This window comes from Pedobacter endophyticus (assembly GCF_015679185.1).
Classification (GTDB): domain Bacteria; phylum Bacteroidota; class Bacteroidia; order Sphingobacteriales; family Sphingobacteriaceae; genus Pedobacter; species Pedobacter endophyticus.
The window spans coordinates 1,685,937-1,700,512 of record NZ_CP064939.1 but is presented as its reverse complement, the minus strand read 5'-3'; the positions used below and the strand labels follow the sequence as shown (position 1 = coordinate 1,700,512).

General features: G+C 39.0%; 10 protein-coding genes and 1 tRNA gene. 6 read left to right on the top strand and 5 right to left on the bottom strand.

The genetic code is table 11. The annotated features are described in order from the left end of the window. Positions 1-9: 9 nt before the first annotated feature. From rseP to IZT61_RS06685, 5 genes are all read left to right on the top strand, one after another. On the top strand, positions 10-1,410 hold the full coding sequence (rseP, locus tag IZT61_RS06705; RefSeq protein WP_196100398.1) for an RIP metalloprotease RseP: 1,401 nt from the start codon (positions 10-12) through the stop codon (positions 1,408-1,410). Positions 1,411-1,493: 83 nt separating this feature from the next. Further along, entirely contained in the window at positions 1,494-2,030 is a 537-nt protein-coding gene (gene hscB / locus IZT61_RS06700) for a Fe-S protein assembly co-chaperone HscB (RefSeq protein WP_317193185.1), read from the top strand. 244 nt (positions 2,031-2,274) lie between these two features. After that, positions 2,275-2,583, top strand: a complete 309-nt coding sequence (locus IZT61_RS06695; RefSeq protein WP_196100397.1) for a DUF3817 domain-containing protein — start codon at positions 2,275-2,277, stop codon at positions 2,581-2,583. 77 nt (positions 2,584-2,660) lie between these two features. Continuing rightward, positions 2,661-2,740 (top strand) — tRNA-Leu (locus IZT61_RS06690). 383 nt (positions 2,741-3,123) lie between these two features. Next, positions 3,124-4,554 (top strand): S41 family peptidase, encoded by a 1,431-nt coding sequence (locus tag IZT61_RS06685; RefSeq protein WP_196100396.1) that lies wholly within the window; start codon positions 3,124-3,126, stop codon positions 4,552-4,554. A gap of 126 nt (positions 4,555-4,680) precedes the next feature. Here IZT61_RS06685 and IZT61_RS06680 read toward each other — a convergent pair whose 3' ends face one another. From IZT61_RS06680 to IZT61_RS06660, 5 genes are all read right to left on the bottom strand, one after another. Continuing rightward, entirely contained in the window at positions 4,681-4,932 is a 252-nt protein-coding gene (locus IZT61_RS06680; protein WP_196100395.1) for a hypothetical protein, read from the bottom strand. 298 nt (positions 4,933-5,230) lie between these two features. Further along, positions 5,231-5,995, bottom strand: coding sequence for a DUF3667 domain-containing protein (locus IZT61_RS06675; RefSeq protein ID WP_230383885.1), 765 nt, complete (start codon positions 5,993-5,995; stop codon positions 5,231-5,233). 5 nt (positions 5,996-6,000) lie between these two features. Next, positions 6,001-6,240, bottom strand: a complete 240-nt coding sequence (locus tag IZT61_RS06670; protein WP_196100394.1) for a hypothetical protein — start codon at positions 6,238-6,240, stop codon at positions 6,001-6,003. 261 nt (positions 6,241-6,501) lie between these two features. Further along, positions 6,502-7,140 (bottom strand): TetR/AcrR family transcriptional regulator, encoded by a 639-nt coding sequence (locus tag IZT61_RS06665; RefSeq protein ID WP_196100393.1) that lies wholly within the window; start codon positions 7,138-7,140, stop codon positions 6,502-6,504. A gap of 98 nt (positions 7,141-7,238) precedes the next feature. After that, positions 7,239-11,309 (bottom strand): hybrid sensor histidine kinase/response regulator transcription factor, encoded by a 4,071-nt coding sequence (locus tag IZT61_RS06660; RefSeq protein ID WP_196100392.1) that lies wholly within the window; start codon positions 11,307-11,309, stop codon positions 7,239-7,241. Positions 11,310-11,548: 239 nt separating this feature from the next. Between IZT61_RS06660 and IZT61_RS06655 the strand changes: the two genes are divergently transcribed. Continuing rightward, entirely contained in the window at positions 11,549-14,575 is a 3,027-nt protein-coding gene (locus IZT61_RS06655) for a SusC/RagA family TonB-linked outer membrane protein (RefSeq protein ID WP_196100391.1), read from the top strand. Position 14,576 lies beyond the last annotated feature (1 nt).

The following is a 14,576-nucleotide window of genomic DNA, read 5'->3' as shown; positions in this document are numbered from 1 at the left end:
TAAGCATATATGAATGGATTGATTATGGCGGGGCAGCTGTTGCTCGGATTGTCTTTATTAGTTATACTACACGAATTAGGACATTTCCTGGCGGCAAGGGCGTTTGGTATTAAAGTAGAAAAGTTTTATTTGTTTTTTGATGCGTGGGGCTTTAAGCTCTTCAGCTTTAAAAAAGGGGATGTAGAGTATGGGGTAGGATGGTTGCCGCTTGGTGGTTACGTTAAAATTGCCGGCATGATTGACGAAAGCATGGATACCGAGCAAATGGCCCAACCTGCGCAACCCTGGGAATTTCGCTCTAAACCCGCCTGGCAACGGCTTATTGTAATGCTGGGTGGTATAATTGTAAACATTATTGTTGGTATCATTATTTTTTGGATGTTGACCTTTAATTATGGACAAAACTATACGGTTAACGAGAAATTAACAGATGGGATCTCTGTAGGGAACATCGGCAAAGAAATTGGCCTAAAAAATGGCGACAGAATTTTAGCCATCAACGGCAACAAACTTATTCGTTTCGAAGATGCCATTTCGAGCAAGGTATTATTTGACGGTGCGCAACTAACGATTTTAAGAGGCAATAAAACATTATATGTTTCGGTGCCTGACACCATTTTAAATAAAATTTCGAAAAACGACAGGGAAAACTTCATTGCGCCCAGATACAGAATGCAGCGCATTGATAAAGTATCTGTTCCCGATCCGAGCGTAGATGAGCAATCGTTTTTTGGAAAATTAACCGATAAGATTTTTGGCAGTAAATTTGAAAAACCAACTTATCCGGCGTATAGTGCTGGCATTAAGCCCGGCGACAGCGTTTTAACGGTAAATGGCAAAGCGATCACTTTTCTTGATCAGTTTAAGGAAGAAGTATCGGCTAACAAAAGCAAAAAAATAACGATTACCGCTTTGCGTAATGGCAAGCCAGTAAGTTTTAACCCTACGGTGAGTAAGGATGGCACAATTGGCGTAATTCCGAACGTAAATGTTCCCGAATCGGCACATATTGAATTTGGCTTTGCCGAATCGCTTCCGATTGGGGTTACCATGGCCAAAAGCACCTTTTTAGATAACGCCAAGGGCATTGGTAAAATGCTTACCGGGAAGCTCAGTGCAAGAAACATCAGCAGTCCGATTGGAATTGCTAAAGTTTACGGCGCAACTTTCGATTGGGTAAAATTCTGGACATTAACCGGGCTGATCTCTATGGCACTGGCTTTTATGAACTTGTTGCCAATACCAGGCTTGGATGGTGGCCACGTAGTATTTTTGCTAATTGAGATGGTACAGCGTAAGCCGGTGAGTGAAAAAGTGCTGGAAAAGGCACAGATTGTCGGCTTTGTAATCTTAATCTGCTTAATGGTATTTGCCTTTGGCAGCGATATTTTAAAATCTTTCGGTAAGTAAGATCAAATTTTTATTATTGCCGCAGATGTGGGCGTTTGATAAATCAAGCCAAACATCTGCGGCTTTTTAATTTATACCCTGTTATGATGAGCAACGATAAGCAACAGCCTAATTACTTCGAGTTTTACGAGCTACCCGTAAAATTTAACCCAGATCAAAATGCGGTGAAAGCCAAATTTTATGCGCTCAGTAAAAAATATCATCCCGATTTTTATGCAAACGAAAGCGAAGAACGGCAGCAAGATGTGCTCGAACTATCTACACTTAACAATAAGGCTTACCAAACACTAAGCAACGCCCAAAAGCGATTAAAATACGTATTAGAGCTCAAAGGAATTGTAGCAACTGACGAAGGATATCAGTTACCTCAGTCTTTTTTGATGGAAATGATGGATGTTAATGAGGCGCTGATGGATCTTCAATTTGAGCCCGATCCCCAGCGGCTTGCGGAAGTAAGCAATCAGGTCGATGTGATCGAAAAAGCGCTTAAAGAAACACTTGCTAAGTTGATGGTGCAGTTTGATAGCGGGCTGGAAGCGCCAGAAAAGCTGTTGGCTGAAATTAAGGATATTTTTTACAGACAGAAGTATGTTGCGAGGATCAGGGAGAAATTGAACTAGTTGATTGGTAATAGGCGACTAAACAATTGGCAGTTACAATAAACTAATGACTAATGACCAATGAACTAATAAGCAATAACCAATAAGCAATGACCAATAAGCAAGAACCAATGAACTAGTTCCTTGATGACCAGTGAACTAATGAACCAAATGAACTAATGAACCAACACTTCATTGTCAAATCATTTTTTAGTTTTTGATTGCTGACTGCTAAGTTTTATTTTCGGACAAAACAATCAGATATATGAGTTCGCTTACTATTTTTCGCAAGGTTGCGGTTGCCGAAGGTGTTTCTTACCTGCTTTTATTGTTCGTGGCAATGCCTATTAAATACTTGTTGCATTTCGATTTGGTAGTGAAGTACGCAGGTTGGTTACACGGTATTTTGTTTATTGGTTATGCCGCTACACTGATCATGGCCTGGCAAGAGCAGAAATGGAAATTTGGCAAAGCATTCTTAATATTTCTGGCTTCGTTACTTCCTTTTGTTCCATTTTTGGTAGATAAAAGGCTTAAGGATGAGCAGCCCCGCAATGCAAGTGACATAGCCTAAGCGGTTTGCAAATTATTTTAAAATATTTTTGCGATTTAGATAACCGTTATCTACATTTGCATCCCCGTCCAACACATGCCCGGATGGCGGAATTGGTAGACGCGCTGGTCTCAAACACCTGTGGGAAACCGTGCCGGTTCGACTCCGGCTCCGGGTACATTTTCTTAGGGATCCCAAACGGGATCCCTATTGCTTTTACAATCAATTTACATTCAGAAAATTATTCTATCGCTTAGTATTGTTGATTGCAAGAATCCATCAGTATTAACGTAAATTATTAACATTATACCGCCGATTTATAGTTCGCTAAACCCTATTTTAATGAACAGAAAGGGAACTGAACAAAAAAATTATTATCCAAAATTGATAAGTATCAAAATATGATAAATAAAATATGATAATCACATGGTTGTATTTATAGTCTGGTTTTGGAGGGGAGACTTTGTGCTGATATTCCCAAGGTTCATTCAAAATGAATTGTATAAGGGACTTATGGTAGATTTAATGAGCAGCAGAACCACCGTTATTTATTAATCATAAATGAAGGCATTTGCAACTTTAGCAACTGGAATTACGTCTAGTATAAAAAGAATACTGATGGTAAGCAAAATTATATGCTCATTTCTACTAATTACATGTTTTAACTTCGCTTATGCCCAGACTCGAAATAGTTGTGACTGTTCAATAGTCTTAAAAGAAATTATCTCCGATGTTGAAAGTAACTATCCGGGGTATAGAGCTAAAGTTGACGTTGCCAAAAAGAAGGAATATAAAAAGTTAAAAGCTAAAGCAATTACCGAAGCGACAACCAATACAGATCGTGAGAATTGCTTTTATATTATAGAGCGTTATATCCGTTTCTTTAAGGACAATCATATTATTTTTAGCGACCGAAAAACAGCTCCTAAACAGGCGATGTTTACAAAGAAAGCACTGAAGAATGCATCTGATCAACTTACTGGTGTCTGGCGGAGGAATAACGATTCGCTGTTGGTAAGGATCGTAAAGGAGTCGAAAGATAAAGCCTTTTCTACGTATAAAGGGTACAGTTTGAAGCCAAATGGCATCATTGGAAACATTTATTTTGAACTCATTGGGAATGAACATGAGTTTAGGATTAGAAATTACAATAATTATCTGACCACTGACTTACTTCGGGGACGAAGGCTAAAAAACCTACTAATTGAGCCTGGTGGAATTTGGCAGAAAATGGGTAATGAAAAAGATAATCTGACGGTAAAGACATCATCATACCCCGACAATTCAGAATTTATTTACAAATCAATAGATGACAACATCTATTATCTGGGAATACCATCATTTACCGCAGACATCGCAAAATTTGACTCAATAATTGTGAAAAAAGTCATTCCTGAACTAGCGGTGAATAAAATACAAAACTTGATTATCGACCTCCGGAATAATGTTGGTGGGAACAGTTCATTTTTATCACTAATGAGACTTGCCTATGAAAAACCATTTTCTGTTCCTGGCGATTTTTTACTTTCGACCCCGAAATTGATTAAAAATTACGAAACATCCACAAGCGCATATCGGGTGGCTATGCTTTCTAAACTAAAGGCAAACATTGGCAAATTTGTGCAGCGAGACTCACTTAAGATGGCGCTTAAAGAAAACTATGAATATCCTAAAACCATTAACATAATAGTAAATGAAAACTCTGCAAGTAGTTCGGAGTATTTTTTGATACTTGCAAAACAGAGCACAAAGGTTAAACTGTATGGAAGACATACAGCGGGGACACTTGATTACAGCGAATTGCTTGAACCGGAAGAACTTTCTTGTCCAGACTACTCTTTTATGCTTCCAACTACCAAGTCATATTGGACAGATACGAATCCAATAGATAATAATGGTATTCAGCCAGATGTAGATTTAAGCGTTTATCCGGAAAATGAGTGGATAGATATAATTGTACATAATCATCTTCGCAACAGGATCAGAGAATAGCTATTGTTGATAGCAATAAGTTGGGCATAAGCATTAACCCCAAAAATGCTATTATTCCCTTGTTTTTTAAAAGATGACTGCTGGTACAAGCCATGATTCCCAACTAAGCTACCCCTATTGTATTTTCTAATTCAATCCTCTGTTTTTAACTTCTGAAGCAATCGCTTTGCTGGTCTTTTGGCCATTGATGATTACGAACACGAAAAAGAACGGGAAAAAAGTAAAAAAACCAATACCGTTTTTAGCCGAACTATAGATAGCAACACCTACTAAAGCACCAATGAGTATACATGTAATAATTAAATTGGATTTTGCTGCCTGATGTCTTTTTAGAAGTTCCTTATCAGATAGCTGCTTAATTTCTTGTGTAGTATTCATGAGGTTAAATTTGGGATTTTAAATCTGTAGTTTAAATTGGTTATAAAAAATGTGTTAAAATAAAGGAACTGCGGAGCGCATAAGAAATTAATATGTCCCAGTTATCAATTAAACAGGTTAAAGAGACTTCAATTTATTGATCTTTTTATGAGACAGAAACCCCAAATCCTTATTTATAGAATAATGAATAGCACAAAAATAAAGTAATTCAGCACATGTGGTTTTTAGTTCTGTGTTGCTGAGCTTTTCTTCAAATTGCAAAACTGCGTGCTTATGATTTGGCAAGCAATCGGATAGATTAATTGATCAATTTGATTAGTGCCATTATAAAACCTATCGCCATAGAAAAGACCAAGTAGGAGACAGGGATCATTATTGCTCTTAATAGTTTCGATGTTCTTGAATAGCCGTATCCGGTAAAAAACTGATTGTAAAACCAAATACTGTAAAGGAAGCCCCCTATAGCTATAAACACATAATAAAAGATCAAAAGCGTAGGAATATGCGTATAAAAAATCGTAACTATTGTAAATAGTAAAGCCAGAATGAGTTCGACTGCTGTTTTGTAAGAATTCAAGACCAGGTGTTCACTATAATTAAGTTTAGCTTTTTTAAACCAGAAATAACTAAATGATGAATATAAAGGTATTAATATCAGCATAATGATCTTAGGATATTTTGTAGCGAAATCCTCGTAGGCACTAACTGCCTGCTTACTGTTCAGTGGCATTATGTCCGCTAAATGGATCTTCGCAAACGGGGCTACTAAACTGGAAATAGCAAGTAAAAGAATAATCAGGGTAACAAAGCTGAAAAACCCGACCCTTTTTCCCTGTATAAATTCCCGGACGCTATCACCTGGTCTTAAAATCAGCTCTTTTACCGTAAATAAAACTCCCTTATCAACATGCCACACGCCGTGAATCAGATCGTGTTCCATGAAATGAAGTAAAGAGTAGCGATGAGTACTTGCCTTTTGCCCACAATTTGCGCAGTAAGTTCCGGAAGTTTCCGACTGACAATTTAGGCAAGCATGGAGCTGTTGATGTTCTGAACTTTCCACTATCACTAATTTCTGGTTTTTATAGCCTTGTTAAGTTGACTAACTCTCATCAATATAGGGATCATCACGATCAGGCAAACCGGAAGAATAGCAAGTAAATAAGCCTGTTGTTTTGTAAAGGTTAAATACAAGGCTAAGCTTATTGCCACCGCCATTACCAGCGCATAGCCTATAGCTACGCCTTTCATTAAGTTTCGCTGTTTTTTTAATGATTCAATAGGCTGATCTGAAACTTCAGTTTTCATTAGGGTTGGTATTTATTTTAAAGTCTTAAATTTCTAAATTCTGTGCTAGTCATCCTGTGATGTCGATAAACAGTCCAAATATAGACAAAAGTCCCTAAATAGTGACAAGCTACGACATTATTTTAATTCGCTAATCGTTAGTTATTTATATGAATTTTTTGCCGGGGATTTACTGGAATTTAAGACCTGCTACGCGTCGAATGGCTAAATTGTGGTAAAATGGCGCTTGCGCCAGGTGGGGACCTATATTTAAATAAGTCGTCAATGGTCGGAAATATTTTCGTAGCTCAAATCTACAAGGAGGTTCAGGGCTTCCTCGATGCTGTGTTTGCCCTCGGGGGTGTTTAAATCAATACCGCAAAAAACGCTACCATTAAACTGCGAAAACAGGTTAAGATAGTAAATGCCCGAAACCAAAATTGCAGAGATTGCCCGGAATTGTTCTGCTTTTTTACCAAAATGTGGATCAATAAAGCTCTTAAAAAGGGCTTCTCCGCTTGCCTCCTGATTCTCTGTAAGTTTTCTAAGCGATTCTTTTTCTTCAGATAATCGCCAAAGCAGAAGCTTTCTGAATGCTTCATTTTGCCTGATGTATTCAAATTGAGCTTTGAGGGCCGACTTTACAAATGTTTTTCCGCCATCTTCAATCTTTTCGAAGGTTTGTTCTTCATTTACATTGCTCCAGAAATCTTGAGTACTGATGTATTGATCGATAAGCTGCTGTAAATTGCCAAAGTACCGATAAATTAGTTTTTTATCCAATCCTGCAGTTGCTGCAATATCGTTAATTTTAAGGCCTGGGAAGCCTTTTTCAGTTATTATTTTTCCTACAGCATCGAGAAACTTTTGCTTGCTTTGCTCTTTATTCCTCACCGGCCTCTTTTCAACTTTGTCTTTCATTTCCTTTAAGTTCAAGGTATACATTTATAAACGAATAGACAAGCACTACAGGTGAAAACTAAACAGGCAGGCGTTGCTTTGCTTTTAATGGGCTACAGTTATGGCATTTTTTTATTATACTCAGTTGGCGTTGTCCCAAACTGTTTTTTAAACTCCCGGCTAAAGTATTTGCGATCTGCAAATCCGACCATGTACCCGATTTCATATACCTTAAACTGCTTTTCTTGAAGTAATTGCGCAGCCCTTTTCAGGCGGATCGACTTAGAAAAATCATTTACCGACATATCTGTAAGTGCTTTGATCTTCTTATATAATACCGACTGGCTCATACCTATTTTCTCCGAAAGAATCTCCACTCCAAAATGTTCATTCTCCATATTATCTTCTATAATCTGTACAAGCTTTGAAAGAAATTTTTCGTCCATTGAATCAACATTGATGTGAGTTGGTTCTAGAATAAAGGATTGGCTGAATTTCCTACGCATGGTGTCACGCAACATTAACAGATTGCCAACACTTAGCTGAAGCACTTTTTTGCTGAAAGGCTTGGTGAGATAAAGGTCGGCCCCACCGGATAAGCCCTGGATGAGGTCGCTTTCGGCAGTTTTAGCGGTTAAAAGTACAACTGGAATATGGCTGGTTCTTTCATCTGATTTAAGCTTATTACAAAGAGTAAAACCATCCATCTCTGGCATCATAACGTCACTAATGATCAACTCGGGAATCTCCGTTATTGCTTTTTTCCAACCGTCCAATCCGTTTTCGGCAATGCTGACATGGTAATTGTCTTCCAGAGATTCCTTAATTAGTAACCGGAGGTCGTAATGGTCTTCCACAACTAATATGCTCCGTTTTTGAACAGTATTCTGAAGTAGGTTTTGAGTGGTTTCCGCCGTTTTCGCGACGTTCATCTCCGCCGGCAAATCAGCATCATGCGGCGTTTGGGGCGTTGGCAGGTAGGATGTACTTTTAAAATGAGGTTTGCCAGCCAATAGTGTCACCGTGAAATTTGTATTTCCCGGTGAATTGCCACTTGAAGGAACACTCGTAACATCGATTTCGCCGTTGTGGAGCATTACGATGTTTTTAGAGAGCGCAAGTCCGATGCCGTACCCGGTATTCTGGATATTGTAATCATCCACCTGAAAAAAGTTCGTAAACAACCGGTCAAGGTATTCAGCTGCAATGCCACGCCCGGTATCAGCCACATTGATGATAACCTTATTTTTCTGTCGTTGAATACCAATGGTAATACTTCCGCCTTCGGGCGTAAATTTAAAGGCATTTGAAATCAGGTTGAAAAAAACTTTCTCAAGTTGTTCCTTATCGAAATCCAGCAAAATTGGATCTTCCTCATAATGAAATGAGAATTTAATATTCTTTTTTCTGGATAGTTCAGTGAAGGAATTATAGATATCCTGAATAAACGAAACCAGATTATGTTCAGCCAAATGAAGTTTTAGGTTTTTTGTTTCCGCTTTTCTAAAGTCGAGCAGCTCGCTTACGAGTTTTAGTAAACGATCGGCATTGTTTTTTACACTCGTCAAGTGCTTATTTATCGTTGCATTGTTCTGGTTATCATTCATCATGCTTTCTATTGGCGCCATAATGAGTGTTAAATGCGTTCTGATCTCATGAGAAACATTGGTAAAGAAGTTTAATTTCACTTGATGAAGCTCTTTATCTTTGGCGATCAGCTGCCTCAGGTAAAAAAACCTCGTAATAAAAAACAAAATCACTATCACTAAAATGGCGTAAATGCAAAACGCCCACCACGTTTTGTAAAATGGTGGAAGTATTTCTATTTGCAGGCTCATGGGCACACTCCATACCCCGTCATTATTTGCTCCCTTTACCAGTAAACTGTAGACTCCGGGTGGGAGGTTAGTGTAAGTGGCGGCGGGAGTATTGGTTTCTATCCATTGATCGTTGATACCTTTCAGCTTATAGGCATACTTATTTTTGTCTGATTTTATATAATTGAGCAGCGCAAATTCAATAGTGAAAACATTTTGATCGTGTTTAAACCTTAATTTTTTGGTAAACCCAGGGTCTTCCTGTAACAGTCCATCCGGGGCATTTATTTTTACAGGCATATTAAACAACCTAAGTCCGGTAAACTCAATAGGCGCTTTGTAGTTATTTTTTTGGATCTGGTTTGGAAAGAAATGCGTAAGACCATTGTAGCCACCAAAGAACAACTCCCCATTTTTGCTCGCGAAAAATGAGTTATAATTAAATTCATCCCCGGCAAGGCCATCGCTTGTAGTATAAATCTGGAAGGTTTTATGCATTGGATCAAACTTGTTTAAGCCGTTTGATGTACTGATCCAAAGCTGTTGCTTGTTGTCCTCAATTATTCCTACTACATTATTGTGCGATAAGCCATCTTTGGTGGTGTAATTTTCAGCAAATTTGTTAATTCTGGGATCGTAATAAGTTAATCCGCCGTAATACAGCCCAAGCCAAATATTGCCACGGGCATCTTCCACGATACAGTTTATATAATTGGAATTAGTACTTACGCTGTTGCTGCCTTTTGGCAGTTTATAGGAACGTATGGTGTTAAAGGTTTTTGAGTATACGTACAGGCCAGTTGTGGCGGCAATCCAGATGTTTTTACGCGAGTCTTCAAAGAGAACCTTGATGTTCTTATCCTCAAACGTTTTCAGTACCGAGGGTGCCATTAAAGGTTTCAGGTCGGTTTTTTCCTTGTTGAAAATTCTTAATCCACTCTGGCTGCCAACCCAAAATGTTCCATAACTATCTTCCAGTAGGGTTACGATTTCCGAACGTGTAATATTTAAATCTGCTTTGTAGCTCAGTAGGCGTTTGAATTTACGCGTTAATGGGTCAAAGAGGTTTAATCCCCCGCCATGGGTGCCAATCCATAAATTTCCCGAGCGGTCTTTGTAAAGAATTTTTATCAGGTCGGAGCCAATGCTTCCGTAGTCAGCTGATGTGTGTTTGTACGCTGTAAACCCGCCCGAAGCCCAGTCATAGTAATTTAACCCGCCGCCTTCGGTACCAATCCAAAGATTGTTAGCGCTGGTTTCCGAAATTGAGCTGATTACATTATGGCTAATCCCCGGAAGCTTATCGTTGTATTGCCAGCTTTTAAAGTCGGTAGGGTTGGCATAGGCTACATTTACGCCACCGTAGTAGGTACCAATCCATACTGATCCATTTAAATCTTCATATATACTATAGATCGAATTTTGGTTAAGGCTGCGGAAATTGGCTTTTCGGTGCTGGAAAGTACGAAAGTTTTTGGTTATCGGATCAAATATGCTCAATCCTTCCTGTGTGCCAATCCAGAGTTCGCCAGACGAATGTTTAATAATTCTACGAATGGCATTATGTACAATGCTGTTATTGTTGCCCTCCCGATGTAAAAACGGCGTAAATGTTTGGCTTTTCTTGTTAAACAGATTCAGCCCCCCGTTTTCGGTAGCTATCCAAAGGTTGTGCTGGTTATCTTCTATAATATCAGTTACTGCATTATCGCTTAGGCTGCCCGATATTTCAGAACTGGTAAATGTTTTTTTAAGATAAAGACGCTTGTTGAATAGCGCCTGGCTGAGCCCTTGATTGGTTCCAATCCATAAAAAACCATCCTTGTCTTCGTAAATACTTAATATTTCGCTTTTTGCAATATTGCCGGGCAATCCGAAATGTCCGGCAGAGACGAACTGATTTATGTTGCGGTTAGCGAGTAAATAAAGACCATGATTGGTAGCAACCCACAAATGGCCTGTTCTGTCTTGATAAATATTTTTGATTCCGTTATGAGTATGCGTCGGGTTTTCCTGGTTTAAATAGATTCTTTCGAAGGTGTTTTTTTTGGGATTGAATTTGTTTAGGCCGTTTGCCGTTCCAACCCACAATATCCCTTGGGTATCGCTGTACAATGCCGTAATGTAATCGTCTGTTAAGGTATTCGAATCAGCCGCATTGCTTTTATATAACCTGAACTGATTGCCATCGTATCTGTTGAGCCCAAACCTGGAGCCATACCACATAAATCCGTGGCTATCTTGTGTAATTGCGAAAATAGAATTTTGCGATAAGCCATTCTCCGTCATTAAATGATTGAAAATGAGCTCCTGAGCTTTACAGTATAAGTTTAAAATTACAATAGAAAGTATGAAAAGGATTCTTTTTTTCATCTGGGGATGTGATTTCTAAAGACAATAGGGATTTTACGGCAGTATGATCCCTAAAAATACAATTTCAGGAAGTATTAAATGACTTTGAAACGCATGAATTTTATGTTTTGATGCAAAAACAAGATTTTCTACCCAGATAAACAGATTCTTCACCCCTTTAAGTTTTCGCATCTCGACAACTTTACCCAAGCCAAATATTTGTTGCGCGCTAGCAATATCAACCCTAAACAAAACAAACTATGATGAAACGTTACTTAAAGAAGGTAATGTACCTTAAACCAAGGCATGAGTTACTTTTTTTGCAATTAATTTGCCTGGGCTTAATCCCGTTCAGCGGATTAGCCCAAAACAGTTCTGTAAGTAAGACGCAAGAGACCTTACTTTCGGGCACCTTAAAGGGCATAATTTCTGATATATACGGAGAGCCATTGTTTGGCGTAACCGTACTTAATAAAGCTAAGGGGGAGCACACCTTAACCGACAGAAGCGGAAAATACACCATAACGGGAGAGCCGGGTGAAATACTGGTGTTTTCACTTAATGGATACTTAACAAAGGAAATTGAGGTGGTAGGGCAAAACCTAAATCTTCCTTTAACAGAGAGTACGCAAACCGAAAAAACATTTAATAGTTTGTACGGACCACGCAAGAAATCGACCAGTATTCAATCTTATGCAGATATTTATTCAAGGGAACTGGCCCAATCGCCAACCGTATCGTATTTAAATGCCCTTACCGGTCGACTTCCGGGTTTGACGACACTACAGGCAAATGGCGAACCGGGCAACGATTTTGTGGGTGCTTCTATCAGAGGAGTTGCTCCGCAGATCCTGGTGAATGGCATTCCAAGAGATCTTACTTCCATAGATCCTGAACAAATCGAATCCATTACTATTTTAAAGGATGCGTTAAGTACTGTAATGCTGGGCCAACGGTCGTCGGGTGGCGTTATACTAATCAAAACCAAACAGGGCGAGATTGGGAAGCAAAAGGTTTCATTTACTGCGCAAAGAGGTATTCAGTCATCCACAACTATTCCCAAAGCGCTGGATGCCTACAATTATGCTTCGTTATTTAATGAGGCACTAAGAAATGATGGTAAGGCAGAAATTTATACTCAGGCCGATTTACAGGCTTATAAAGATGGCTCGGACCCTATTGGCCATCCCAATGTTGATTGGTATGATGAAATACTTAAGCCATCATCCATATTTTCTCGTTACAACCTCAATACGTCAGGCGGAGGGAATAATGCAAGATATTTTGTATCAGTCGATTATTTAAATCAAGATGGTCTGTACAAAACGTCAGACGACAATTCATATAACACCAATGTTAATTACAAACGGTATTTATTACGATCAAATATCGACGTTGATATTACCAAAAATTTATCTGTAAATCTTAATCTTTTTGGTGCTATAGAAAATGGAAATTACCCGGGAGGCGGGGGTATATACGGTGCTTTGGCAACTACGCCGAATAATGCTTATCCTATCTTTAACAGCAACGGATCTCTTGGCGGAAATAACGATTTTCAAAACAATATCTGGGGCTTAAGTACCAGATCGGGTTATACACTGAGTTATAACAGAACCATTACGGCCGATCTTTCTCTAAAAAGAACGCTCGATGATGTTTTGAAAGGCTTGTTTGTAAAAGCAACCCTTTCATTTAATACAGGGCTGGGAGATGCAACAAACAGAACGAAAACATTCGCTGTGTATAAGCAAACGCCAAATGCTACCGGCGAGTACGATTACCAGAAATTTAAGGTAGATGGTGTTCAAAATGCAGGATCGAGCACAAATACTGCTCAGAACAAAAATTTATACAGCGAGTTTCAGGCAGGTTTCGACAGAAGTTTTCAAAAGCATCATGTAAGTGCACTGCTTAACGGAAACATTCAAAACGTTTATGTAAACGGCCCCAATTTACCACTCGATTATAAAACACTGGCCAGCTCGTTTTCTTATGATTATGATGAGAAATACATGTTTGAGGTAGCCATGAGTTATAGCGGGTTAAACAGGTACCTCGATAACAACAGGTACGGTTATTTTCCGGCCGTGGGTGTGGCGTGGAATATTTCTAAAGAGAACTTTTTAAAGGAAAATGTAAGCTGGATAAATAACCTCAAACTTCGTGCTTCTTATGGGAAGACAGGAAACGCCAATATCGGATATTTCGTTTACGACCAATATTATACAGATGGTGTAGGCTATTACTTTGGCACCAGTGCTACATTCGCCTATACCAAAACAGAGGCTACCCTGGCCAATCCAAATGCCACCTGGGAAAAGGCAAGAAAACTGAACATCGGGATGGATGCTGATTTTTTTAACAACACCTTTAACTTAACTGTAGATTACTATAAAAACAGGTTTTACGATTTGATGCAGCAAAGAGGCAAAAGCGCATCAATTATTGGCAATACTTATCCGCTGGAGAATATCGGAATTACTGATTACAGGGGACTGGACCTACAGGCTACCTATAGAAATCATATCAATAATCTAAACTATTTTGTTTCTGCCATAATTTCTGCCGGAAGCAATAAAGTGATTGATCAGGACGAAGTTTTTCGGGAATATGACTGGATGAAAAGAACCGGACAAAGCGGTAGCCAAACATTTGGTTATCTGGCCGACGGCTTTTTTCAAACGATTGAGGAAATTAATGCCAGCCCAAAAATTGCAGGTTATAACCCTGTTCCGGGCGATATTAAGTACAGAGATTTAAATGGCGACCAGATCATTAACGAATTTGATGTAACCGCCCTCAGATCAAACAAACCGATGGTTTATTATAGTTTCAATCTGGGCATTAACTATAAGGGGTTTGATTTTTCGGCCTTGTTGCAAGGCGCCAGAAACCGTACCATTTATGTATCGGGTACAACCGAATGGGAGTTTCAAAACAACGGATTAGGACAGGCGTTTGAACATCATTTAAACCGCTGGACGCCTGCAACTGCAGGAACTGCAACTTATCCCAGGTTAACCGTCGGAAGCAATGTCAACAATCAGGCAAGTTCTTCGTTCTGGCTTAGAAATGGCAATTACTTAAGGCTTAAAAATGTTGAGCTTGGCTATACCTTACCGGGCTCATTAAGTCATAAAATTGGTCTTTCTTCTATCCGTGTATTTGCTAACGGGCTCAACCTGCTCACCCAATCAGAATTCGACAGGGTAGACCCCGAAACCATCGGGAGCATTTACCCCGCCCAACGCGTAATCAACATGGGTATTAACATCAAATTTTAAA